The 24,616-nt window shown below is 46.6% G+C and carries 20 protein-coding genes, 1 tRNA gene and 1 pseudogene; all 22 read left to right on the forward strand.

Translation table 11 applies throughout. The features are described 5' to 3' along the window. Positions 1–164: 164 nt before the first annotated feature. The 22 genes and pseudogenes from EL173_RS05040 (at position 165) to pgmB (ending at position 24,546) form a co-directional block, all read left to right on the forward strand. Complete coding sequence (locus EL173_RS05040; protein ID WP_005688718.1) at positions 165–704, forward strand: HdeD family acid-resistance protein; 540 nt, start codon at positions 165–167, stop codon at positions 702–704. A 396-nt stretch (positions 705–1,100) separates the two neighbouring features. Next, complete coding sequence (gene rapZ, locus EL173_RS05050) at positions 1,101–1,988, forward strand: RNase adapter RapZ (protein ID WP_005684522.1); 888 nt, start codon at positions 1,101–1,103, stop codon at positions 1,986–1,988. Then, on the forward strand, positions 1,985–3,013 hold the full coding sequence (locus tag EL173_RS05055) for a gluconeogenesis factor YvcK family protein (protein ID WP_005688720.1): 1,029 nt from the start codon (positions 1,985–1,987) through the stop codon (positions 3,011–3,013). Before rapZ ends, EL173_RS05055 begins: the two co-directional genes overlap by 4 nt. Before the next feature lie 4 nt (positions 3,014–3,017). Then, complete coding sequence (whiA, locus tag EL173_RS05060) at positions 3,018–3,965, forward strand: DNA-binding protein WhiA (protein WP_005684524.1); 948 nt, start codon at positions 3,018–3,020, stop codon at positions 3,963–3,965. A gap of 290 nt (positions 3,966–4,255) precedes the next feature. Next, positions 4,256–4,697 (forward strand): annotated as a pseudogene (locus tag EL173_RS05065) (MarR family winged helix-turn-helix transcriptional regulator). 119 nt (positions 4,698–4,816) lie between these two features. Further along, entirely contained in the window at positions 4,817–5,407 is a 591-nt protein-coding gene (gene clpP, locus EL173_RS05070) for an ATP-dependent Clp endopeptidase proteolytic subunit ClpP (protein WP_064522019.1), read from the forward strand. Positions 5,408–5,726: 319 nt separating this feature from the next. Next, a tRNA-Arg gene (locus EL173_RS05075) sits at positions 5,727–5,798 on the forward strand. Positions 5,799–6,602: 804 nt separating this feature from the next. After that, a complete protein-coding gene (locus EL173_RS05080) occupies positions 6,603–7,640 on the forward strand; it encodes a sugar-binding transcriptional regulator (protein WP_005684527.1) in 1,038 nt (345 codons plus the stop codon). Between the two features lie 36 nt (positions 7,641–7,676). After that, positions 7,677–8,699: a type I glyceraldehyde-3-phosphate dehydrogenase gene (gap, locus tag EL173_RS05085; RefSeq protein ID WP_005684528.1), complete on the forward strand. Its 1,023-nt coding sequence runs from the start codon at positions 7,677–7,679 to the stop codon at positions 8,697–8,699. 182 nt (positions 8,700–8,881) lie between these two features. Next, a complete protein-coding gene (locus EL173_RS05090; protein ID WP_005684529.1) occupies positions 8,882–10,072 on the forward strand; it encodes a phosphoglycerate kinase in 1,191 nt (396 codons plus the stop codon). Positions 10,073–10,149: 77 nt separating this feature from the next. Next, on the forward strand, positions 10,150–10,905 hold the full coding sequence (gene tpiA, locus EL173_RS05095; RefSeq protein ID WP_005684530.1) for a triose-phosphate isomerase: 756 nt from the start codon (positions 10,150–10,152) through the stop codon (positions 10,903–10,905). Positions 10,906–10,952: 47 nt separating this feature from the next. Beyond that, a complete protein-coding gene (eno, locus tag EL173_RS05100; RefSeq protein ID WP_005684531.1) occupies positions 10,953–12,257 on the forward strand; it encodes a phosphopyruvate hydratase in 1,305 nt (434 codons plus the stop codon). Between the two features lie 168 nt (positions 12,258–12,425). Then, positions 12,426–12,800 carry a hypothetical protein gene (locus EL173_RS05105; protein ID WP_005715969.1) on the forward strand — a complete coding sequence of 125 codons (375 nt, stop codon included), beginning with the start codon at positions 12,426–12,428 and terminating at the stop codon, positions 12,798–12,800. 337 nt (positions 12,801–13,137) lie between these two features. Next, entirely contained in the window at positions 13,138–14,718 is a 1,581-nt protein-coding gene (locus EL173_RS05115; protein ID WP_014571230.1) for a ClC family H(+)/Cl(-) exchange transporter, read from the forward strand. A 101-nt stretch (positions 14,719–14,819) separates the two neighbouring features. Then, a complete protein-coding gene (locus EL173_RS05120; RefSeq protein WP_005684535.1) occupies positions 14,820–15,188 on the forward strand; it encodes a hypothetical protein in 369 nt (122 codons plus the stop codon). Between the two features lie 159 nt (positions 15,189–15,347). Then, a complete protein-coding gene (gene secG / locus EL173_RS05125; RefSeq protein ID WP_005684536.1) occupies positions 15,348–15,584 on the forward strand; it encodes a preprotein translocase subunit SecG in 237 nt (78 codons plus the stop codon). Positions 15,585–15,759: 175 nt separating this feature from the next. Then, entirely contained in the window at positions 15,760–16,494 is a 735-nt protein-coding gene (locus EL173_RS05130) for an alpha/beta hydrolase (protein ID WP_005688730.1), read from the forward strand. A gap of 1 nt (position 16,495) precedes the next feature. After that, positions 16,496–18,865: a ribonuclease R gene (gene rnr / locus EL173_RS05135; RefSeq protein ID WP_005684538.1), complete on the forward strand. Its 2,370-nt coding sequence runs from the start codon at positions 16,496–16,498 to the stop codon at positions 18,863–18,865. Between the two features lie 36 nt (positions 18,866–18,901). Continuing rightward, positions 18,902–19,375: an SsrA-binding protein SmpB gene (smpB, locus tag EL173_RS05140; RefSeq protein ID WP_005684539.1), complete on the forward strand. Its 474-nt coding sequence runs from the start codon at positions 18,902–18,904 to the stop codon at positions 19,373–19,375. A gap of 364 nt (positions 19,376–19,739) precedes the next feature. Then, on the forward strand, positions 19,740–21,491 hold the full coding sequence (locus EL173_RS05145; protein ID WP_014571231.1) for a glycoside hydrolase family 13 protein: 1,752 nt from the start codon (positions 19,740–19,742) through the stop codon (positions 21,489–21,491). 129 nt (positions 21,492–21,620) lie between these two features. Beyond that, on the forward strand, positions 21,621–23,882 hold the full coding sequence (locus EL173_RS05150) for a glycoside hydrolase family 65 protein (protein WP_005684542.1): 2,262 nt from the start codon (positions 21,621–21,623) through the stop codon (positions 23,880–23,882). Then, the gene (pgmB, locus tag EL173_RS05155) at positions 23,875–24,546 is read left to right on the forward strand and encodes a beta-phosphoglucomutase (RefSeq protein ID WP_014571232.1); all 672 of its coding nucleotides are present in this window, start codon (positions 23,875–23,877) and stop codon (positions 24,544–24,546) included. Before EL173_RS05150 ends, pgmB begins: the two co-directional genes overlap by 8 nt. Positions 24,547–24,616 lie beyond the last annotated feature (70 nt).

Below are 24,616 nucleotides of genomic sequence, written 5' to 3' on the forward strand. Positions count from 1 at the left end.
GTACATAACAAACGTTTGGCTTTCTTTGAGTTTGACGAAAAGTTATCCACCGCGACTTCAAGCCGGAACTTTGGGGTGGAAGTCAGTAAACAGCCACCTTAGACACTTTTTAAATTGCTTTTTGAAATGGTATGATTGAAACGATTAAGAAAGTAGGGAATTAAATGTTAAATCGAAAGAGTTTTGGTTTTGACTGGGGACAGTTTATCACTGGTATTTTATTCCTGATCGCTGCTTTTGTGGTTTTACGCTATCCGTTAGCCACTTTAAAAACCGTTACCTTTATTTTTGCGGTCGTGGCGATTATTCGTGGCATTGCGATTCTTGCCGGTTATTCCACCTTGCGCCAGTTTACAGGTAAGTTAGCGTGGATTTCCTTACTGATGGGGATTTTTGATCTCGTTATCGGGTTGGTTTTCCTGTTAAATGCCGGCTTTGGGATGGCAACGATTACCATGATGTTTGCAATTTGGTTCTTGGTTGATTCTGTCGGGTCATTATTTAACGTCGGCCATCTGCGCATTGCCGGTACCGGCTGGTTCATTTTATATTTGATTTTGGACATTCTGGCGGTGATTGTTTCGCTGATGCTATTCATGCAGCCGGTTGTTGCAGCAGTCACCTTAGTCACACTGTTGGCAATGTTCTTCGTCTTATTCGGAATCGAATGTATCGTGATTGCGTTCGCCCGGCGGAATATTTAATGTTTCATTTGAACCTGATGACGTGGTGATCAAACCGTGGCATTGGGTTTTTTAGTAAGCGCGAGCCGGCGCGGTTAGAAGTCGGAGTGTAAGTGGCCTTGGGCGTGATGGCCGGTCTTTGGCCATTGCGCCCAAGGTCCTTACACGCAGACTTCTGCGCTGGGGAGCGCGTTATGGGCGTAAACCAGAATATAAGCGGCCTTAAGCGTGATGACCGGTCTTTGGCCATTGCGCCCAAGGTCCTTACATGCAGGCTTCTGCGCCGGGGAGCGCGTTATGGAGCGTGAAAGCCACCGACTCACGGATCGCACCGCTGCAAGAGAAAAGTATGAAGCAGTATGAATGACACGCCCGGAATGTTATACTGTATAGAATATGATCACAAAGGAGCCGTTTATGACTGAAAGTTTGGATCTTGTTATTATTACCGGAATGTCTGGCGCAGGTAAGACTGTCGCCATGCAAGCATTTGAGGATTTGGGGTACTTTTGCGTTGATAATATGCCACCTGCACTATTGCCTAAGTTTTGGGAATTGGTGAAGGAATCCGGCAAGATTTCAAAAGTTGCGCTTGTCGTCGATCTGCGCAGTCGGGCTTTTTACGATCAAATCATCGATATGCTGGCAAATTTAGATAACAATGCGTATGTTCATTCCCGAATTTTATTTTTGGATGCTACCGACGAAGAATTGGTATCCCGTTATAAAGAAACCCGCCGTTCACATCCCCTGGCAATGGAAGGCCGGTTGATGGATGGCATTAAAAAGGAACGGGTGTTATTAACTGAGCTGCGTAATCGTGCGCAAGTGGTCATTGATACGACGACTTTAAGCCCGCGACAGTTACGCGAAAAAATCTTCCTGAACTTCAAAGAAAATAATAGCCAACCGGCGTTTCATATTGAAGTCATGTCCTTTGGTTTTAAGTACGGCTTACCGATTGATGCCGATATTGTGATGGATGTCCGGTTCTTGCCTAATCCGTTTTATATCAAGGCCTATCGCCCGAAAACCGGCTTGGATCCGGACGTTTATGATTATGTGATGGACAACGAAGACGCGGAAAGTTTTTACAATAAGTTTTACGCTTTGTTGGCCGAAATCATGCCTAAGTATAAGGCTGAAGGGAAAACCAGCGTGACCATTGCTATTGGCTGCACCGGGGGACAACATCGCAGCGTAGCGTTTGCAGAACGTATTGGCAAAGCCTTTTCCGATGCTTATGCGGTTGACATCACACATCGGGACATTAAGAAGCATAAGGAGACGGTGAATCGTTCATGAGTCGTGAAACTAAATTTATTCGGGTTATTCGCGGTCGGCGTCCTAAAGTCGTCGTGATTGGTGGAGGAACTGGCTTACCGGTGATTTTGCATAGTTTACATGAGCAAGATGCCGATGTGACAGCGATTGTGACGGTTGCCGATGATGGCGGTTCGTCAGGGACGATTCGCAATTATATTAATGTCGTGCCGCCTGGTGATATTCGTAACGTTTTGGTTGCCTTATCGGAATTGCCGAGTTTGTATCTGGACATTTTTCAATATCGCTTTAATACGACTGATGCTTTTTTTGCCGGTCACGCGATTGGAAATTTGATTATTGCGGCTTTGTCAGAGATGAAAGGCGGCATTTTCCCGGCTGTTCAGCAGTTAAGCGAGATGATGCAGGTTGATGGGCATGTCTATCCCGCCAGCAATACGCCGCTGACCTTGAATGCCGAGTTTACTGACGGTACAAAGTTGTCCGGCGAGGCGGAAATAACCGCAGCCGGGAAGAACATTAAGCATATTTCCGTGTCCGAGACTGATCCGGCTAATGGTGAACCCAAAGCCGTCCAAGAAGTGATTGATGCGATCATGGATGCGGATGTGGTGGTGCTGGGACCAGGCAGTCTGTTCACCAGTATCTTGCCCAACTTGATGATTGGTAACCTCGGGGATGCGGTGAAAAAGACCAAGGCAGAAGTGATCTACATTGTTAATATCATGACGCAAAAAGGCGAAACGCAAAACTTTACCGATGCCGATCATGTTCGCGTCTTAAACGAGCAAATGGGTGAGAACTTTGTTGATACGGTGTTGGTCAATATTGAGCCGGTACCGGATAATTATTTGGATCACCAAAAATATAACGAAATTTTGACGCCGGTGAAGCATAATTATCAGGGACTACGGGATATGGGCTGTCGCGTCATTTCAGAAGACTTTTTGAAACTGCGCGATCGTGGCGTTTTCCATGATGGTGATAAGGTGGCCAAGGAGATTTTGAACTTAGCCTTTCAAGTAAGTGCCAAAACGCGGAGGTGAGCGCATGGCAAGCTTTGCCAGTATTGTGAAAAAAGAACTGACGCAACTGGAAGTTCATCCTGAGCATGCTAAGGCGGAGCTGTCGGCATTGATTCGAATGAACGGCAGTCTAACGTTGATGGCACATCGGTTTGTGTTGAACATTCAAACGGAGAATCCCGCCATTGCGCGGCGTATTTATAGTTTGATTCGCCAAGTGTACCATCACGAAGCGAACTTGGTCGTTCATCGAAAAATGAAGCTTAAGAAGAATTACCAATATATTGTTCGATTGACGGAAGGCGTCAATGATATTCTGTCTGACTTGGCTATTTTGGATCCAACCACGATGGCCATTTCAACGACTGTGCCAGCCAGCGTTTTAAAGGAACCACAACGCATGCGCTCGTATTTGCGCGGCGCCTTTTTGGCAAGTGGCTCGGTGAACAACCCGGAAACATCGCGCTATCATCTGGAAATCTACTCATTATATGCCGATCATAACGCGGGTATTTTAAAAATGATGAATCATTTTCATCTGAATGCGCGGACCGTTGAACGTCGCAGCGGCTATATCGTTTATCTAAAAGAAGCGGAAAAGATTGCCGATTTTTTGCAGGTCATTGGCGCTACCAATGCGATGCTTAAATTTGAAGATATTCGCATCGTGCGCGATATGCGGAATTCCGTTAATCGGCTGGTGAATTGCGAAACGGCTAATATGAACAAAACCATTGATGCTGCTCAAAAACAGATCGAGAACATTAATTATCTTAAAGATCATGTCGGTTTAGATAATTTGCCAACTAAATTACGCGAAATTGCAGTGTTGCGGTTGGCGCATCCTGATGTATCCTTACAAGAATTAGGGGCAATGGTTCCTGGGGGTACGATTTCGAAGTCGGGAGTCAATCATCGGTTGCGCAAGTTGAACCAAATTGCTGAGGGATATCAACAACCAGAAGATGCTTAGACCAAATCGATCATATAAAATCGTTAATACCTTATTGACCAGTAAAATAATACCTTTGTTTCCTCAAGATAATCGTGTACAATGTAACCGACACCAAGCGTTATGGTGTGTGTTTTTGTAGGCAAAATATGTGCCGGTTTAGTTTAAATTCACGGACATAACGCCACACATTTTGTCAAAGCAACTTTACTCACGCGTGGCAGCGATTGCCGATTATTTTCGACGATATCCGGAATGTTGGATGCGACAAAGTTTGATAGTTTTTGCTTCAATTTTTAGGAGGAAACATCATGGTCAAACCGATTACATTAGATGAACAACTGTGTTTTGCGATTTACAAGGCACAAAAACAATATAACCATTTTTACGCGCAGGCATTGGCACCGTTTAAGCTGACTTATCCGCAATATATCACCCTGTTGTCTTTATATGAACACGGTACGATGTCGGTTAAACAAGTCGGACAAACGCTTGAACTGGACAGTGGTACCTTAACGCCATTGATGAAACGGCTGGATCAATCGCAAACGCTCAACTGAAGACGAGCGTCGCGTTGATGTGAGCCTGACGAAAAAGGCTTTGGATGCCCGCGATCAGATTTTTGAACATGTTGGCTCGTGCATGAAACTGATGAATCTGCCGCAGTCTGAATATGATCATATTAAATCCGAAGTAGCGCGGGTGGACGAACATTTGAGTGCTATCGCTGATAATGCTTATCCCGAAGCATAAATCTTCCCAATAAGGTCAAAGATTGTGATGAAAATCTTTGACCTTATTTGACTTTAGCAGTATACTTAGCACTGTACTTTAAAGAGTGCTAAAAAACGATTTTTTCAGGAGGTTAGGACATGCTAGTACCTACCGTCGTTGAACAAACTAGTCGTGGCGAACGCGCTTACGACATTTACTCACGTCTATTAAAAGACCGGATTATCATGTTGTCCGGTGAAGTGAACGATCAAATGGCCAACTCTGTCATTGCGCAGCTGCTTTTTCTGGATGCTCAGGATTCTGAAAGGGATATCTACCTATACATCAATAGTCCTGGTGGCGTGATCACCAGCGGTCTGGCAATGCTAGATACGATGAACTTCATCAAGTCCGATGTGCAGACCATTGCAATTGGGATGGCGGCATCCATGGCCTCCGTCTTATTGGCTGGTGGCACTAAAGGCAAGCGGTTTGCATTACCGAACTCGACCATTCTGATTCATCAGCCTTCAGGTGGTGCGCAAGGTCAGCAAACCGAAATTGAAATTGCGGCCGAAGAAATTTTGAAGACTCGCAAGAAGATGAACCAGATTTTGGCCGATGCAACTGGTCAAACGGTTGAGCAAATCAAGAAGGACACCGAACGTGATCACTATATGAGCGCGCAGGAAGCCAAAGATTATGGCTTGATTGATGATATTTTGGTCAATAAGAACAACCAAAAGTAAGTTTAAAGCGTTTAAACCCACCGACCTTCATTAGGCGGTGGGTTTTTTGTTTGGCATAAAAGCGTTTGTAGGTTTGACAGCAGGGGCCTTTTTGGACGTTGAGCACGTACATTAACGGTGTAAGATTGAGATGTTGGGTTTCTATGTATAATTGTGACATGTTCAAAATTGCTTTCAGGCCAACTCCTTTGTTTATAGGCAGCAACCTATGTAAAGGTATGAATGCTAATGGCCTAAGTCTTGGCATCGCCTCCAAAGTCGTTCATTCCAAAAAAGACTTGCAAAGTTCTGATTGATTGAGTAATATAATTAGGTACTTGCGCGGTTAGTGTAATGGATCGCACGTGAGATTCCGGTTCTCGAAATCCGGGTTCGACTCCCGGGCTGCGCAGAAACCCAGTCAAATGGGAAAAGCTAGGAACAGTAAAAGCCCGCTACGGTGGGCTTTTTGTTTGCCGGAAAAGTGGGGAAAACGAATTTATGTGCAATTTTATGTGCAATGGACCTAAAAAAACGTCTAAAAAATTGGTTATTGCACACGATTGCACACACATAGCTGAATCGACTAAGGTACAGGCAATACGGCGGACACAGTGATTTAAAAACCTAAATGGTAGCGTATGGGTTGCGGCTGACACAATAATTCGAGCTGGAATTAAACATGGGGTGGGAAGACTGGAAGACTTCTTAATTTAGTGAAATATCTAGTAGCACCCGTTATGCGATTACAAACAGGCTTAGCGGGCTTTGTCAGTAACAAGATAGTCTTCATGAAAGCCTGCCAACAAATAATTAATTTACAAGTGAAAATTGCTCAAAACAGAACATGTCTCGGTGAAAGAAGCGCGTGTTAGGTATATTCGGGAGCCTGAAACAGTCACACAGAAACTTCATGAAAATTTCATTAGAACCCACCCGAAACCTGCGTTATCAAAAGGCCGATTCAGGGTCATCGGGAAAGCTAAAAACCGAACACTTGAAGAATTTTCGAATTAGATGTTCAAACTTAGCGGGTTTTGTGATTACTTTAAGTCGATTTAGGCATCAGACTTGCGATAAAGCGGAACCCCTGCTACAATTGGTTCTGTTGGTAAGGGAAAACAGCAAATGTTGGATTCCTAATTTTTTTCAGCTTGCTGGGTCGGAAAACGACTCGGAGGGACGTGGAATGACCCATTAAAGAAGGACGTGCCTTATGCATACTGAACTTGCGTGGCTCAAAGCGATCGCGCCTGATCTGATGGGCGTTGTCACTAAACGCTATCAGGTCCTTCAATTTATTAACTGGATGGCACCAGTTGGTCGACGAACTTTAGCCGAACAGATGAAGATTTCGGAACGTGCTTTGCGTACGGAAACGGATTTTCTACGCGGACAGGGGCTTTTGGAAAGCTCTAAGTCCGGGATGGTGTTAACAGCTAAGGGGTTGGAAACTTTTCATGGTCTCGATCATCTGATGAACCAACTACTGGGCATCAAGGATGATGAAAAACGACTCGCAACTCATTTGGAGATTGACCATTGTCTGGTCGTTTCCGGAGATGCGGATCAAAGCAGCCGAGTTTTAGACGAACTTGGTAAAACGCTGAATTCAACCTTACAATTGCTGTTGCCGCCCGGTCACCTGACAATTGCGGTGATGGGCGGTACAACGATGGCTCATTTGGCTTCGCAGTTGACCTTTCAATTATCTGCCGGCCGTGAACTATCATTTGTTCCCGCACGTGGTGGTCTCGGTGAGGCTGTCACGATTCAAGCCAACTCGATTGCGGCTGCAATGGCAGAAGCAACCGATAGCAAATACCGAGCGTTATATGTTCCTGAAAACCTCAGCTCGGAATCCTACGAGTCATTAATTAAAGAGCCATCGGTAAAAGAAGTTTTGACACTTATCGATAAAGCTCAAGTCGTGATTCATAGCGTAGGTGATGCACTTGTTATGGCGAAACGCCGTGGCATGTCACCTGATACGATCCGCATGTTGAAAGCCAAACATGCCGTTGCCGAAGCATTTGGTGTTTTCTATGATGCAGAGGGCAAGGTCGTTTACAAGATACCGCAAATCGGATTACAACTTGCGGATCTTGATCATATTCCGTATGTCTTCGCAGTTGCGGCTGGCAAAAGTAAAGCCAAGGCAATTGCGGCGTACATGCAACATGCACCGAGTCGGACGTGGCTGTTAACAGACGTCGGTGCCACAAACTCGATTTTAACTGGGGCAACCCGTTAGAATAAAACCTTATTTCCTAAAGGAGGAAATTTTAGCATGACTGTTAAGATTGGTATTAATGGTTTTGGCCGTATCGGTCGTTTGGCATTCCGTCGTATTTACGAATTGGGTGCAAAGAGCAATGACATCCAGGTTGTTGCGATCAACGATTTGACCAGCCCAACCATGCTGGCTCACTTGCTGAAGTATGATTCAACCCACGGTACTTTCCCTGGTGAAGTTAGTGCAACCGATAACGGTATTGTCGTTGACGGTAAAGAATACCGTGTCTACGCAGAACCGCAAGCCCAGAACATTCCTTGGGTTAAGAACGACGGCGTTGACTACGTTCTTGAATGCACAGGCTTCTATACTTCTGCTGAAAAGTCACAAGCTCACTTGGATGCAGGCGCAAAGCGTGTTCTGATTTCTGCCCCAGCTGGCAAGATTAAGACTATCGTTTATAACGTTAATGATGACACCTTGAATGCAGACGACAAGATCGTTTCTGCAGGTTCTTGCACGACCAACTGCTTGGCACCAATGGCTTACTTCCTGAACCAGGAATTCGGCATTGAAGTTGGTACCATGACCACCGTTCATGCCTACACCTCAACTCAGATGTTGCTTGACGGCCCAGTTCGTGGCGGCAACCTGCGTGCTGCACGTTCAGCTGCTGCTAACACGATTCCTCACAGCACTGGTGCTGCTAAGGCTATCGGTTTGGTTATCCCAGAATTGAACGGCAAGTTACAGGGTCATGCACAGCGTGTTTCTGTTGTTGACGGTTCCTTGACCGAATTGGTTTCCATTTTGAAGACCAAGAACGTTACGGCTGACCAAGTCAACGAAGCTATCAAGAAGCACACCGAAAACAACCCTAGCTTTGGCTGGAACGAAGACGAAATCGTATCTTCCGATGTTATCGGTACGACATACGGTTCAATCTTCGATCCTACTCAGACCGAAGTTACAACTGCCGGTGACTATCAATTAGTTAAGACGGTTGCTTGGTACGATAACGAATATGGCTTTACTTGCCAGATGATCCGTACCTTGCTGAAATTTGCTACTCTCTAATCCGGAGTAACGCTTTTCTAACCGCAACATCCGAAGCGGAGGGAGCTTTACTCCCTCCGCTTTTTTTGGAAAGACCATTAAAAGGTGCTTTTATCAGTGTCGCTTTGGCCTTTGTAAACGAGATGTTGATGGTAAGCTTAATTGAAGCATCATCTTTAGGAAAATGAAGGAGGTCATATCTTTTGGCTAAATTAATCGTTTCAGATTTAGACGTTAAAGACAAAAAAGTCTTGATTCGCGTTGACTTCAACGTGCCGATCAAAGACGGCGTTATCGGTGATGACAATCGGATCGTGGCAGCATTGCCAACCATCCAATATGTCATTGATCACGGCGGCAAGGCAATTCTGCTGTCTCACCTTGGCCGGGTTAAGACCGAAGAAGATAAGGCAAAGCTGACCTTGAAGCCTGTTGCAGAACGCCTTAGTGAATTGCTGAAGAAGCCAGTTACATTTGTACCGGCTACCCGTGGTAAAGAATTGGAAGACGCGATCGCGAAGTTAAATGACGGCGACGTACTTTTGATGGAAAATACGCGGTTTGAAGATCTTGACGGTAAAAAAGAATCCGGCAACGATCCTGAACTCGGCAAGTACTGGGCAAGCTTAGGCGACTTGTTTGTCAATGATGCCTTTGGTACCGCTCACCGTAAGCATGCTTCTAACGTTGGTATTGCCTCCAACATGAAACAAACTGCTGCCGGCTTCTTGATGGAAAAAGAAATCAAGTTCTTGGGTGACGCTGTGGACAATCCAAAGCATCCATTCATCGCAATTTTGGGTGGTGCTAAGGTTTCCGATAAGATCGGTGTGATTGAAAACCTGGTTCCTAAAGCTGACAAGATTCTCATCGGCGGCGGCATGACTTATACCTTCTATGCTGCCAAGGGTATGAGCATCGGTAACTCACTGGTTGAAAAGGACAAGATCGACTTAGCTAAGAAGATCATGGACCAAGCTGGTGACAAGCTGCTTTTGCCTGTTGATTCTGTGGTTGCCCCAGAATTTTCTAACGATGCACCGCATAAGGTTGTTGAAGGCGACATTCCGGATGGCTACATGGCGTTGGATATCGGCCCTAAGACGATTCAGGAATTCAAGGATGCACTTAAGGGTGCCAAGACAGTTGTCTGGAACGGCCCAATGGGTGTCTTTGAAATGAGTAACTATGCTGAAGGCACACTTGAAGTTGGTCGTGCTCTTGGTGATTTGAAGGATGCAACTACGATCATCGGTGGCGGCGACTCAACAGCTGCAGCTAAGCAACTTGGCATTGCACCTAAGATTACCCACATCTCCACTGGTGGCGGTGCTAGCCTTGAATACCTTGAAGGCAAGACCTTACCAGGTATTGCAGCCATTTCTGACAAGTAATTGTTAGTGATGCTGATCTAACAGTCATTATCGACATGCTTGATGCATGTCGGTACATAATGAAAGGAAGCTATGTCATGCGGACACCATTCATTGCTGGTAACTGGAAAATGAACAAGAACCCTAAGGAGACGCAAGCCTTCTTAGATGCTGTTAAAGGTAAGTTACCTGATGCAAGCAAAGTTGAAACAGTCATTGGCGCACCTGCCATTGATCTAACGACGCTGGTTGCCGGTGCAGAAGGCACTCCTTTGAAGACAGCGGCGGAAAACTGCTACTTTGAAGACGAAGGTGCTTTTACCGGCGAAACCAGCCCGAAAGCCTTAAAAGAAATGGGCGTTGATTACGTCATTATCGGTCACAGTGAACGTCGTGGTTATTTCCACGAAACCGACGAAGATATCAACAAGAAGGCTAAGGCCATCTTTAAGAACAATCTTTTGCCGATTATCTGCTGTGGTGAAAGTTTGGCTCAGCGTGAAGCCGGTCAAACCGAAGATTGGGTTGCTTCTCAAATCGAAGCAGCTTTGGCAGGCTTAAGTGCCGACCAAGTTAAGGTTTCGGTTTTGGCTTACGAACCAATCTGGGCTATCGGCACTGGTAAAACAGCAACTGCAGATCAAGCACAAGAAGTTGTTGCTCACATCCGTGCAACCGTTGAGAAGTTGTATAATAAAGATACGGCAGATGCTGTTCGGATTCTTTACGGCGGCTCTGTTAAACCAGCGAACGTCAAGGAATTAATGGCTAAGCCTGATATTGATGGTGGCTTAGTTGGTGGCGCTTCGATGGATCCTGACAGTTTCATCGCCTTGGCTAACTACCAAGATTAATCTGGTTTCAATATTAAACAGCCTTCTGGCAAAAAGGAGAAGAATATATGTCTATCATTACTGATGTATTGGCACGCGAAGTTTTAGACTCACGTGGCAACCCTACTGTTGAAGTTGAATTGTATACCGAAGATGGCGGTTTCGGCCGCGCATTAGTTCCATCAGGTGCTTCAACCGGTGAACATGAAGCCGTTGAATTGCGTGATGGCGATAAGGATCGTTTTGGCGGCAAGGGTGTTTTGAAGGCCGTTGACCACGTAAACAATGAAATTGCTAAGGCTGTGATTGGCCTTGACGTCACCGAACAACGCTTGATTGACCAAACCATGATCGATCTTGATGGCACGCCTAATAAAGGCAAGCTCGGTGCCAATGCGATCTTGGGTGTTTCCTTGGCTGCTGCCCGTGCTGCGGCTGATGAAGTTGGTCTGCCATTGTATCAATATCTTGGCGGCCCGAATGCTCATGTTTTGCCAACGCCAATGATGAACGTTCTTAATGGTGGTGCACATTCAACTAACACCGTTGACTTCCAGGAATTCATGATCATGCCTGTTGGTGCCAAGAGTGTTCGCGAAGCCGTTCGGATGGGTTCAGAAACCTTCCACGCATTGCAGGCACTGCTCAAGAGCAAGGGTGACATCACTGCTGTTGGTGATGAAGGCGGCTTTGCACCTAACTTGAAGGATAACGAAGAAGCTTTCGAATTGCTTGTTGAAGCGATCAAGAAAGCTGGCTACAAGCCGGGTGATGACATTGCTTTAGCCTTCGACGTTGCTGCTTCAGAAATGTACGATGCTGATACCAAGACGTACACAACCAAGTGGTCCAACCCTGACAAGAAGTACACAACCGAAGAATGGACCAACATGATTGACGGCTACATTAACAAGTATCCGATCGTTTCTGTTGAAGATCCAATCGATGAAAACGACTGGGAAGGCTGGCAGACATTCACCGAGAAGATGGGCGACAAAGTCCAAATCGTTGGTGATGACCTGTTTGTTACCAACACCGATTACCTGAAGAAGGGTATTGACATGGGTGTTGCTAACTCCATCCTGATCAAGTTGAACCAAATCGGTACATTGACAGAAACCTTCGAAGCAATCGAAATGGCCAAAGAAGCTGGTTACACGGCTGTTGTTTCACATCGTTCAGGTGAAACCGAAGATACCACGATTGCTGACTTGGTTGTTGCAACCAACGCCGGTGAAATCAAGACTGGTTCAATGAGCCGGACTGACCGGATTGCCAAGTACAATCAGTTGATGCGCATCGAAGATCAATTAGGTGCTCAATCACAATACAAGGGTCGCAAGTCCTTCTACAACGTTAAAGCAATTGACTAATTAACGCTTGACGTTAACATGAAAAGCACGTCACTTCAAATGGTGGCGTGTTTTTTCTATTCTTAGCTTAAGCAAAAGATGAACTTGCTCACGCTTTGTGACTGAGGACTGTCTGGTGCCGGTGCAAGCACCTATGTCTGAGCATTAATAAAACGAATGGAGGCAATGATGAGAAAGTTTTTTGCAATTTTTGCCTGGCTTGAGATTATTTTGGGCCTAGCCATGCTGTGGATGACCTTTGATGTTGGATTGCGAGCTACAGGACCTTTTTTCGGCGCCTTAATCGTCTTAATTGGCATCGTATTGCTATATGGCTTATTGATCTATGCGCTTGTCGGGTGGTTTATTGATCGGCAACATTGGCCGTGGTATGTGGTAACACTAGTCGTTACCTTGATCTATAACGTGTTAGCGTGGTCTTTCCCTAAAATCATGGTGCAACGCTGGGCTACGTATCCTTTTCCGATGTTGACGCTGATACTCGGTTGTTTGATGGCGTGGATTGCTTGGCGTGAGCAGAGCGTAACGCACAAGTCGGTGTAGAAACCGGGCTGGTTCACGCTTTCCAAAACGCGTTCACCAGCGCAGGGATCTGCGTGTAAGGACCTTGGTCATAATGGCCAAAGCCCGGCCATCACGCCCAAGGCCGCTTACACTCCGATCCCTAGGCGCGCTGGTTCACGCTCTCCAAAACGCGTTCGCAGTCGCAGCAATCTACGTGTAAGGACCTCAAGCCTCAATGGCCAAAGCCCAGCCATTGAGGGTTGAGGCCACTTACACTCCGATTGCTAAGCGCTCCTGCTCACGCTCTAAAAATGATGTTTTTCACGTTTCCCTCAAAGGGTTATACTAAATAAATGTTGGCATGGAGGGAAGCATTTTGGCACGAACGGTAAAAGAAAAAGAAAAATTTGATATCACCCGGCTGCGGTTTGTCTTGCTAGGACTGCTTGTAGGTTTAATGACCGGAACAGTTGTCAGTGCGTTTCGTTACTGTATTGAAGTTGGCTTACGCGCCAGTCGTCAGGTGTACGGTTATTTGCGCGTAACACCGTTTGTTTGGTGGCATTGGGCGTTGTTAATCGGCTTTAACCTAGTGCTTGCTGGTATTGTTGCGTGGCTGCTTAAAAAGGAACCGTATATTTCCGGCTCAGGGATTCCACAGGTAGAAGGACAACTTGCCGGTGAGTTGGAAATGAATTGGTGGTCGATTCTTTGGCGCAAGTTTGTCGGCGGGGTTTTGGCGCTTGCTCCCGGTTTGTTTCTTGGACGTGAAGGGCCTTCGATTCAGTTAGGTGCATCAGTCGGGCAAGGCTTGGCAGGCGGGTTTAAACTGCGCGGCACTGATCGACGGTTGCTGATTGCATCTGGATCGGCTGCTGGTTTGGCGGCGGCGTTTAATGCACCGATTGCCGGTACCTTGTTTGTGCTAGAAGAGGTTTATCATAACTTCTCGCCACTGGTTTGGCTGACTGCCTTGGCTGGGGCGATTGGTTCGGACTTTATTTCGTTAAATGTGTTTGGACTAGTGCCGGTCTTGCATTTGAGTTATTCGCGCAGTTTACCGGTTACGAGTTACTGGCATTTGATTTTATTAGGGATTTTGTTAGGTTTGCTGGGTTATTTGTATCAGCGAATGTTACTAGCCATGCCCCGTTGGTATCAGCGATTGACACACTTGCCGCGTGCAATCCAAGGTGTTGTCCCATTTATGCTCTTAATGGCGGTCGGTTACTTCACACCGAATCTTCTTGGTGGTGGGAATAGTTTGATTGTTGGTTTTGGCCAATATGTGCCATCACTTCTGGTGTTATTGGGTATTTTTGTGATTCGCTTTATCTTTTCCATGATTTCTTACGGTTCGGGGTTACCCGGCGGCATTTTTCTACCTATTTTGTCGCTGGGGGCAGTGATTGGTGCGGTTTATGGCGTGGTGATGAATCAGCTAGGGTTATTGCCGCATGTTTATATCATGAATTTGATTATTTTCTCGATGGCCGGGTACTTTGCCGGTATCGGGAAGGCGCCGTTTACGGCAATCTTGTTAGTAACCGAGATGGTGGGCAACTTAACGCATCTCATGCCCCTTGCTGTTTTGTCACTGACTGCGTATCTGGTGGTTGATTTGCTTGGTGGGGCACCGATTTATGAAGCCTTGCTGGAACAGATGACGATTCCTAAAACCGTCGCTCAACTGCACCGGCCTGATCGTTTGGAAATTCCGGTATTCGTTGGTAGTTCGTTAAATGGCAAACTGGTTCGTGACATGCCTTGGCCAAAAGAAGCCTTGCTCATCGGCATTCGGCGTGGCGAGCGTGAAGTTATTCCTCATGGGGACACGTTGATTCGTGAAGGCGATACATTGGTATTGTTGACGGATGAAGCACAACGAGCACGAGTGAAACGCCGAATAGATGCTTTTTCAGCAGCCTTGGCAACCGCGCATAAGTCTGAACCATAGTCGATTAGGGCGAAGCTTTTTCAAGTTGGTTTAGTCAATTCAGGCGTATACTTGTACCTAGCAAAGACGTACCGACTTGCAATAGAAAGGTTTTGATTAGTATGAAAAAACTTCGCATTGTATATGCAATTGTCAGTATTTTCTTAGGCCTGTTTTATTCAATCGGCGGAGAACTGGGTTTGCTTACGTCATCTGGTAGTGGCGTTGCGAGTTTTTTGGTGCCATTTTTGTTGGGCTTTGTTGCTAATTGGGGCATGATTGCGTTGGTCATTGCAGGATTAATCGTTGATAAGCAGATGCGCTGGTGGTATCTGGGGTATCCGGCTTTGATGGGAATTAACATTGGCCTGAACCTGATATTACCGTTGCAGCTTGCTGATCAGGCGAGTTATTTGGCTCCTTTTCTTGTTGCGATTATTGGCGGATATATGTTGTATCGAACGGTTAAGCAACGTCCTGATGCCGCTTAAATCTTTCGTCAGTGTACATGATTTTGTCAGGTTTGAAGTGTAAATGGCGGCTAAAATATCCGGCTGACGGCTATAAGAACAAAATCGGGTAAAATTCGCCTTTGCCTTGCTTTTATGCTAAACTACTAAAGTGAGATTTTTCGCAAGGGAGGCAGCAACTTGCAAAGTTTATTGACCACATTATTAGTGATCGATTCGGTTTTGATCGTGATCGCAACTTTAATGCAACCAAGCAAACAACAGGACGCGTTAAGCGCATTGTCCGGTGGAGCAACAGATCTTTTTGGGAAGACGAAATCGCGCGGTTTTGAAGCGTTTATGGAGAAAGTCACCGTCGTACTGGGTGTCATTTTCTTTGGGCTTGCCATCGCGCTGGTTTATCTGGAAGCCCACTAAAACAAAGTCTCCTGGAACATTCAGGAGACTTTTTTTGCAGAGTACATAAAATCTGCAGTATGCTGACATAACCATTTAATTTAAGCTCTTTATGTCAGGCAGGGCAACAGGCAGTTATCGGTTGGCGGTCTTTTAGGATTGCTTGCTAATCGATTGTCACGAAGGATGATTGATCATGATTTTCCGCAAACCACAACCATTCGAATATGAAGGTACCGATACTGGCGTGGTATTGTTACATGCATACACGGGTAGCCCCAATGATATGAATTTTATGGCGCGGGCCTTGCAGCGAGCCGGTTATGGGGTTTATGTTCCGCTTTTTTCCGGGCATGGGACAGTGGAGCCGTTAGACATTTTGACAAAAGGCAACCCGGATATTTGGTGGGCAGAAAGTAGTGCCGCGGTTGCGCATATGACGGCAAAATACGCCAAGGTGTTTGTTTTTGGCTTATCACTGGGAGGTATTTTCGCGATGAAGGCGCTAGAAACCTTGCCAGGGATTACAGCAGGCGGTGTTTTTTCATCCCCGATTTTGCCGGGCAAACATCACTTAGTACCGGGTTTTTTAAAGTATGCCGAGTATATGAATCGGTTAGCAGGCAAATCAGATGAAAGCACACAGATTCTGGCATATTTGCCGGGACAGTTGGCCGCAATCGATCAGTTTGCCACGACGGTTGCTGCTGATTTAAATTTAGTCAAACAGCCGACTTTTATTGGACAAGCCGGTCAGGATGAATTAGTTGATGGTCGATTAGCGTATCAATTACGCGATGCCTTAATCAATGCTGCACGCGTTGATTTTCATTGGTATGATGATGCCAAGCATGTCATTACCGTTAACTCGGCCCATCACGCATTAGAAGAAGACGTAATCGCATTTATGCAACAAGAAAACGAGGGATAGCATGACCACAGTTGGCCATATTCGTAATGAACTATTAGCAACATTTCGTAAGAATCCGAACATTGATTATTCGGTTCAAACACTCAGTCGCGCACTTAAGTTAAGTGAAGGCGGCGATTTTAAAGTACTCGTCCAGGCGTTAAACGGTATGGAAAATGATAACCTGATTCACGCCAATCACGAAGGACGTTATGCATTGGGCGGCGCGCCTAAAGTCTTGACCGGCACTTTCCGCGGCAACGAAAAAGGCTTTGGCTTCGTGGCAGTTGAGGGCTTGGACAATGATGTTTATGTACCGGCGATGAACACCGATTTTGCGCTTGATGGCGATACCGTTGAAGTGCGGATCGTTCGTGAAGCCCGTCCCAATGATAGTCGCGGACCTGAAGGCGAAATCACTAAGATTGTGCAGCGCAGTTTAACCACACTGGTTGGTGAATTCAAACCATTTTCCGATAAAGATCGGGCTAAGTCTGGATTTATCGGAATGGTGGTTAGTCATGAAAAGAAACTGAAGAATTTTCCGGTTTATGTTAAAGATACCGGTAATATTCCGCAACTCGGCGATATGACCGTGACGGAGATTACTGAATTTCCAACCGAATATCATCCCAAGTTGATGTATGGGATCGTTGTCGAGACGTTAGGCAACAAGAATGATCCTGGCGTTGATATTATGTCGCTGGTCATGCAAAACCATATCAAAACGGAATTTCCGGATGAAGTGATGGATCAGACCAATGCCATTCCCGATCACGTTACGCCAGAAGAACGAGTTGGTCGCAAAGATATTACCGATCAGGCTGTTGTCACGATTGACGGGGATGACAGTAAAGACTTTGACGATGCCGTGGTGGTTTGGAAATTACCAAATGGAAACTTCCATCTTGGGGTTCACATTGCCGATGTTTCGCATTATGTGACGGAAGGCTCTGCGTTGGATCAAGAAGCATTTGATCGTGGTACCAGTACGTACTTGGTTGATCGCGTCATTCCAATGCTGCCATTTCGACTATCCAATGGCATTTGTTCGTTAAATCCAGGTGTAGATCGATTGGCAATGTCATGTGATATGGAAATCGATCATGATGGTCATGTCGTAAACCACGAGATTTATCAAAGTGTGATCAAGAGTCATGCCCGGATGACCTACAACAATGTGAATAAAATCGTGACCGATCACGACCCGGAAGTCATGGCCGAATATCAAGAACTGGTACCCATGTTTGAAGACATGGTTGAATTGCATCAGATCTTGTATAAAATGCGTCATGCTCGCGGTGCCATTGATTTTGAAGAAAACGAAGCCAAAATCATTGTGGATGATATGGGTCATCCAACTGACATTGTGCTGCGCGAACGCGGCGTCTCAGAGCGCATGATTGAATCCTTCATGCTGGCAGCAAATGAAACCGTGGCTGAGCACTACAACAAGCAGCATTTACCATTCCTCTATCGGGTACATGAAACCCCGGATGCAGATCGCGTCAAGGAATTCATGGAGTTCATTGCCAGTTTCGGGATCACGGTACCGATGAAAAAAGGCAAGGAGATCACTCCTAAACAACTGCAAGATGTTGTAACCGATGTAACTGGCACGCCAGAAGAAGCCATGGTCAATGTTAAATTATTGCGGAGCTTGAAACAGGCACGGTACTCACCAGATCCGCTGGGGCATTTTGGCTTAGCGGCAAAATACTATTGTCACTTCACAAGCCCGATCCGGCGTTATCCTGACTTGGTTGTGCACCGCTTGATTCGGGATTACGCTCTGGAAGGCACCACCGATGACGTGAAGACGTCTTGGAATAAGAAGCTGCCTGATATTGCGACCCAAGCATCGATGGCCGAACGTCGCAGCATTGATGCCGAGCGTGCCGTTGATGACCTGAAGAAAGCTGAATACATGGCTGATAAGGTTGGCGAAGAATTTGACGCCGTTGTCAGCGGTGTCACGAGCTTCGGGATGTTTGTGGCACTGCCAAACACCGTTGAAGGCTTGGTTCACATCACACGAATGAGCGATGATTACTATTCGTTTGTCGAAAGTCAAATGGCCTTAGTCGGTGAACGCACCAAGCGGACTTATCGAATCGGGCAATCGTTGCGCGTGAAGTTAGACAATGTGGACATCGATCAGCGGCAAGTTGACTTTTCATTGATTCCAGACGAAAAAACGCCAACCAGCGATTTAGGCAAGTTGGTTAAAAAAGATGATCGCCGTGATCGACGCTCAAATGGCAGTCGCCCGAGCTTCGGGAACAATGGGCGTGGTGGTAATCGTAATCAGCCCAATAATCAACGACCACATAAGCCAGCAGGTGCGCCTCATCAAGGTAAACATTATAACGCCAAGCGCGGGACTAAATAACGCTGGCAACTTTTAAATATACGAGGGGATGGTTCAATGGCGAAGAAACATCGACAAAAACCTGACAACCTGCTCGCCCAGAATAAAAAGGCCGGTCATGATTACAACATTCTTGATACCTATGAGGCCGGGATTGCTTTGACAGGTACCGAGATTAAATCTGTGCGCGATGGCAAGCTCAATTTGCGTGATGGCTTTGCCCGTATTCGCAACAACGAGGCTTGGCTTGAAAATGTGCATATCAGTCCTTACAAAGAAGGCAATTTGTTTAACGTTGATCCGATGCGTAACCGTAAACTGTTGCTGCATAAAAAAGAAATTCGCAAGCTCGGTCAAATGACGGCGCGCCAAGGAGTTACTTTGGTTCCGTTGCGGATGTATCTTAAACATGGTTATGCCAAAGTGTTGATCGGCGTTGCGGAAGGTAAGCACAACTATGATAAGCGCGAAACCTTAAAGCGTAAGGATCAAGAGCGTGAGGTTCAGCGGGCATTAAAAGCGCGGTATTAATAAAATTTACGCTAGCATGAAGGCTTTTTGGCAGATGAGTGTTGGTGTAACACAAATAGGCATTAGCGGTCAGAGATGACGCTGATGCCTATTTATTTTGTCCTGAGTGTGGCAGCCCCATTCAATGAAAGGTCATCGGGCTCTGACGCATCGGGCCCTGACGCCTTGTATGATGCCCTAATGATGAACCGCCAATAGACTGTTATGATTGTAGCCTAAATGACATTAAACGATGATCAGTTAAGCGGAGGGCAAACACGCTGATGCGAATTGTTTGAGCGCCTGATATGAAGGCGGTATGATCGCTGTATAGATACCGTTTTTTGGCAGGATTTTGTTACTTATGAAGAAAGAAGGGCGGATTATGAACTTAGCTGCTTTGTTGCATCGCCCGGAAAGTGAAGATTGTTTCTTATATACGGATGAGGCAATGCGTGTGCGATTTCACACGGCACGTGCCGATGTTGCGAAGGTGACGGTTCTGTATGGCGATCCTTATTGGCAACTGCCTGATGCAGATGGCACTAATAAGTTGATTTATCAGCGCCGGTCGATGCATTTGATAGGTCACGGGCAAACTAGGGATCACTGGGAGGTGACACTCGAAGCTCCTTATCGCCGCCTGCAATATTTATTTGAAGTTACCGGCCAAGATGGCGCTGTGTGGTTGTATGGTGATCGCGGCGTCCGAGAAAATCACGCGGCAGCACGACATAAGGCGGAAAACTATTTTCGGATGCCGTATTTTCATGCGATTGATCGGGTTAAAACGCCTGATTGGGTTAAACAGACAGTTTGGTACCAGATTTTTCCAGAACGCTTTGCCAACGGGGATCCCGATAACGATCCGATTGGAACCAAGCCGTGGCGGCCAACGGATCATCCCGGGCGCGAGGATTATTACGGCGGTGATTTACAAGGGGTACTGGACCACCTTGACGATTTACAAGCGCTTGGTATCAATGGGCTGTATTTTTGCCCGATTTTCACGGCTGCTTCCAATCACAAGTACGATACGATTGATTATTTGAACGTGGACCCCGCGTTTGGCGATAAAGTTTTGTTCGCGAAATTGATTCAGGCGGCTCACCAACGCGGGATGCGAGTCATGCTTGACGCGGTGTTCAATCATATGGGCTTTGGCAGTATGCAGTGGCAAGATGTTTTACGCAACGGAGAAGCATCGCGGTTTGCGTCTTGGTTTCACATCTATCAAACACCAGTCACACCGTTTCACAATCCTCTCAAGAATGCCGGCCAACCGCAGTATGATACCTTTGCATTTGAAGAAAAGATGCCTAAATTGAACACTGCCAATCCTGAAGTTCAAGAATATTTATTAACAGTTGCCACTTACTGGATCAAGACATTTGATATTGATGCGTGGCGGTTAGATGTTGCCAATGAAGTCGATCATCATTTCTGGAAAAGGTTTTACGCCACGGTAACCGCGATTAAGCCGGACTTTTATGTGTTAGGTGAAGTCTGGCATCGCGCGCAGCCATGGTTAAACGGGGATGAATTTTCCGGGGTCATGAACTATCCCTTCACGCAGCAGATTGAGGATCACTTTTTCAAGCGAACATTGACCGCTGAAGAAATGGTGGCGCTGTTAACCGATCAACTCATGTACTATCGCGATCAAACCAATCAGGTTATGTTGAACATGCTGGATTCGCATGATACGCCGCGCATCCTGACGCTGGCGCATGGTGATGAAGTTCTGGCATTGCAGGCGTTGACGTTTACCTTTATGCAGACTGGTGCGCCATGCTTGTATTATGGTACCGAGATGGGGATGTCGGGTGGCGATGATCCGGATGACCGCAAGCCGATGGACTGGAGCAAACTTGGCAGCCCGATTTGGAAAAAGGTGGCGGAGCTGGTACACTTTCGCCGGAAACACGCACAGACATTAGGCCAAGGCAGCACTAGGATGTCGGTGACTGCGGCCGGTCTGATAAAAGTGACCCGCCATGGTGATGAAACGTTGACGGCTTACTTTAATACGCAGGATCATGAAGCAGCCGTTGGTGGCAGTGCTGTTTTGACGCAAGGTTTTACGAATGGCAAGTTGGCGCCAAAAGGATTTATGGTACAAGTGGGTAACCGGTAAGGAGTATCAGGGTTTGCGTATGGAACGAGACCTACCTGTGCAAAGGAGTACGTGCCATAACGCGCTTACCGGTACAGGTTTCTACCCGCGCCAGTAAGCGTTTATTTTCTTTTAGTGGGGGGATTAAAAGTGAAGCGATTATTCGAAGTCGATCCTTGGTTAGTGGCAACACATCGTTTAGAGAAGACAGATCGTCGGCTGCAAGAGAGTATCACGGCGGTAGGCAATGGTTATATGGGCCTGCGCGGGAATTTTGAGGAAGGTTACAGCGGCGATGGTTTGCAAGGGACGTATTTAGGCGGCGTCTGGTTTCCGGATAAAACGCGTGTTGGTTGGTGGAAGAACGGTTATCCGGAGTATTTTGGCAAAGTGATTAATGCGCCCAGTTTTCTGGGGATTGGGATAACGGTTAATGGTCAACAGGTGGACTTAGCCAAAAGCCATTACCGCGACTTTTATCTGGCGTTGGATCTGCATCAAGGGTTGTTGACACGGCGGTTTGTTTATATCGGTGCTGACGTGGAAGTTCAGTTTGAGTTTGCCCGCTTTTTGAGTCAGACAATACCAGAGGCAGCTTTGATCACCGTTAATGCGAGCGTGTTAAAAGGAACCGCCACGATCACTTTTGACGCTACCTTGGATGGGCGGGTGACAAATGAAGATAGTAACTATGATGAGCGGTTTTGGATAGCGCAGCATGAGGATGCAACGGCTAAAAGTATTCAACTGCAAACAAAACCGAATCCCTACGCCGTCCCGCAATTCACCGTATTACTTAAGCAACAATTACGCGTGAATGGGCAGGCAATTGTCGGCAAAGTCACAACTGCTAGTGGGTGGCTTCAGGAGCAGGTCACAGTGCATTTAACAACAGGCGAGCACTATCAGCTGGAAAAAGATGTGGTGGTTGTGACAAGTCGTGATATTGCCCCTGACGATCAAGCCGCAAAAGCTACCCAGCTGATGAACCGAGTCGTCAAGGATGATTTCAAGACCCATTTAGCAGCTCACACGCAACGTTGGGCTCAGCGCTGGGCTAAAAGTGATGTCGTCATTGATGGTGATCCGGCCGCGCAGCAAGGGATTCGGTTTAATATCGCGCAATTATTTATGACTTACTATGGTGAAGATAAACGTCTCAATATCGGGCCAAAGGGATTTACCGGTGAAAAATATGGCGGAGCGACTTATTGGGACACCGAAGCTTTTATCGTGCCGATGTATTTAGCCGTGACCCCGCCGGAAGTGACCCGCGCGCTGCTGCAGTATCGGCATGATCAGTTACCGGGTGCCTATCACAATGCGCGTCAGCAAGGCTTGGCCGGCGCGTTATATCCTATGGTGACGTTTAACGGGATTGAATGTCACAACGAATGGGAGATTACTTTTGAAGAAATTCATCGAAATGCGGCGATTGCCTTTGCGATTTATCAATATACGGTTTATACCGGCGACGAAAGCTATGTGAACCACGATGGGCTCGAAGTATTGGTCGGCATTGCCCGCTTTTGGGCTGATCGGGTGCACTTTAGCCAGCATGCCCAAAAGTATATGATTCACGGGGTCACTGGCCCTAATGAGTACGAAAATAACGTCAATAACAATTGGTATACCAATACCATGGCTGTGTGGGAGTTGCAGTATACGCTGGCACGGTTACCTAAAGGCGATCCTGATATTGTGGCGGCATTGGCAGTAACAGATCAGGAAAAGCGGCATTGGCAGGCGATTATTGACCAGATGTATTATCCCACTGACAAGAAATTGGAAATTTTTGTGCAACAAGACGGCTTTTTAGATAAGGATATACGGCCGGTAAGTACGATTCCGGATGCGCAACGCCCAATTAATCAGCATTGGTCATGGGATCGAATTCTGCGTTCACCGTTTATTAAGCAGGCCGATGTTTTACAAGGATTGTATTTTTTAAACGACCGGTTTTCGCACGCGGAAAAAGAACGGAATTTTGATTTCTATGAGCCCTTAACTGTTCATGAAAGCTCACTTAGTCCGTCCATTCACGCTATTTTGGCGGCAGAACTTGGCAAAATGGATACGGCCGTTGCCTTGTATGCGCGCACGGCTCGGTTGGATCTGGATGATTATAATCACGATACTCAAGACGGGTTGCATATTACATCCATGAGCGGGAGTTGGCTTGCGATTGTTCAAGGATTTGCCGGCATGCGCTATGACCATGACCGTTTGCGCTTTCGGCCACAATTACCGAAAAATTGGCGGCGGTATCAATTTAAGCTGACTTATCGTGGCCGTCTGTTAGCAGTTGACGTTGGCCAAAAGGTAACGGTTACGCTACTTGCTGGCCCACCGATCGATCTCGACATCAATGGTGAAACGCAGCACTTGGAGGTGGAGGATGACCATGCTTAAAGGGTTTATTTTTGATTTGGATGGGGTTTTAACCGACACAGCCACTTATCATCTGGCTGCTTGGCATGAACTGGCGCAGCGTCTCGCCATTCACTTGCCAGCTGCGGCCGATACGGCGTTGCGTGGCCGCTCGCGAATGGACTCGCTGAATCTGATCCTGCGTTATGGTCATCAAGAAAATGACTACGATGAGGCACAAAAAGCCGCCTTAGCCGCAGAAAAGAATCAGCGCTACCAAACGTTCATTCAATCACTGACGTCTGCGGATATTTTACCGGGAATACCAGCACTGTTGAAAAATGCCAAGCAGGCGGGGTTAAAATTGGCGATTGCCTCGGCGTCCAAAAATGCTCCGTTGATTTTACAGCGGTTGGGATTATTCGCGCAATTCGATGCGATTGTCGATCCGCAAAGTCTACACCATGGCAAACCGGATCCGGAAATTTATCGCGCGGCGCAGGAATTGCTGAAGTTGCAAGCCGATGAGGTCATTAGCTTTGAAGACGCACCGGTTGGCATCGCGGCGATTAAAGCAGCCGGCCAGTTTGCAGTCGGCATCGGGGAGGCTTCGGCATTGGCGGCGGCCGATTATTTGGTTAGCAATACAGCCCAGCTTGATTATAATCAAATTGTCGCGGCGTTTGAGCGGTATCATGCGCGGTAATCAGCGACGTCACGCTAAGTTGATACGGATATTGATAGGTCAAAAATCATGTGCTGAAAAGTAAAAACAT

Source organism: Lacticaseibacillus rhamnosus (assembly GCF_900636965.1).
In the GTDB taxonomy this organism is placed as follows: domain Bacteria; phylum Bacillota; class Bacilli; order Lactobacillales; family Lactobacillaceae; genus Lacticaseibacillus; species Lacticaseibacillus rhamnosus.

Bases quoted from the DNA above. Each gene is read 5' to 3' on its own strand.
- rapZ (WP_005684522.1), top strand. From the start codon at position 1,101: ATGACTGAAAGTTTGGATCTTGTTATTATTACCGGAATGTCTGGCGCA.
- EL173_RS05130 (WP_005688730.1), top strand. From the start codon at position 15,760: ATGATTTTCCGCAAACCACAACCATTCGAATATGAAGGTACCGATACT.
- pgmB (WP_014571232.1), top strand. From the start codon at position 23,875: ATGCTTAAAGGGTTTATTTTTGATTTGGATGGGGTTTTAACCGACACA.
- whiA (WP_005684524.1), top strand. From the start codon at position 3,018: ATGGCAAGCTTTGCCAGTATTGTGAAAAAAGAACTGACGCAACTGGAA.
- EL173_RS05080 (WP_005684527.1), top strand. From the start codon at position 6,603: ATGCATACTGAACTTGCGTGGCTCAAAGCGATCGCGCCTGATCTGATG.
- eno (WP_005684531.1), top strand. From the start codon at position 10,953: ATGTCTATCATTACTGATGTATTGGCACGCGAAGTTTTAGACTCACGT.
- EL173_RS05120 (WP_005684535.1), top strand. From the start codon at position 14,820: ATGAAAAAACTTCGCATTGTATATGCAATTGTCAGTATTTTCTTAGGC.
- EL173_RS05055 (WP_005688720.1), top strand. From the start codon at position 1,985: ATGAGTCGTGAAACTAAATTTATTCGGGTTATTCGCGGTCGGCGTCCT.
- smpB (WP_005684539.1), top strand. From the start codon at position 18,902: ATGGCGAAGAAACATCGACAAAAACCTGACAACCTGCTCGCCCAGAAT.
- gap (WP_005684528.1), top strand. From the start codon at position 7,677: ATGACTGTTAAGATTGGTATTAATGGTTTTGGCCGTATCGGTCGTTTG.
- EL173_RS05040 (WP_005688718.1), top strand. From the start codon at position 165: ATGTTAAATCGAAAGAGTTTTGGTTTTGACTGGGGACAGTTTATCACT.
- EL173_RS05105 (WP_005715969.1), top strand. From the start codon at position 12,426: ATGAGAAAGTTTTTTGCAATTTTTGCCTGGCTTGAGATTATTTTGGGC.
- tpiA (WP_005684530.1), top strand. From the start codon at position 10,150: ATGCGGACACCATTCATTGCTGGTAACTGGAAAATGAACAAGAACCCT.
- rnr (WP_005684538.1), top strand. From the start codon at position 16,496: ATGACCACAGTTGGCCATATTCGTAATGAACTATTAGCAACATTTCGT.
- EL173_RS05145 (WP_014571231.1), top strand. From the start codon at position 19,740: ATGAACTTAGCTGCTTTGTTGCATCGCCCGGAAAGTGAAGATTGTTTC.
- clpP (WP_064522019.1), top strand. From the start codon at position 4,817: ATGCTAGTACCTACCGTCGTTGAACAAACTAGTCGTGGCGAACGCGCT.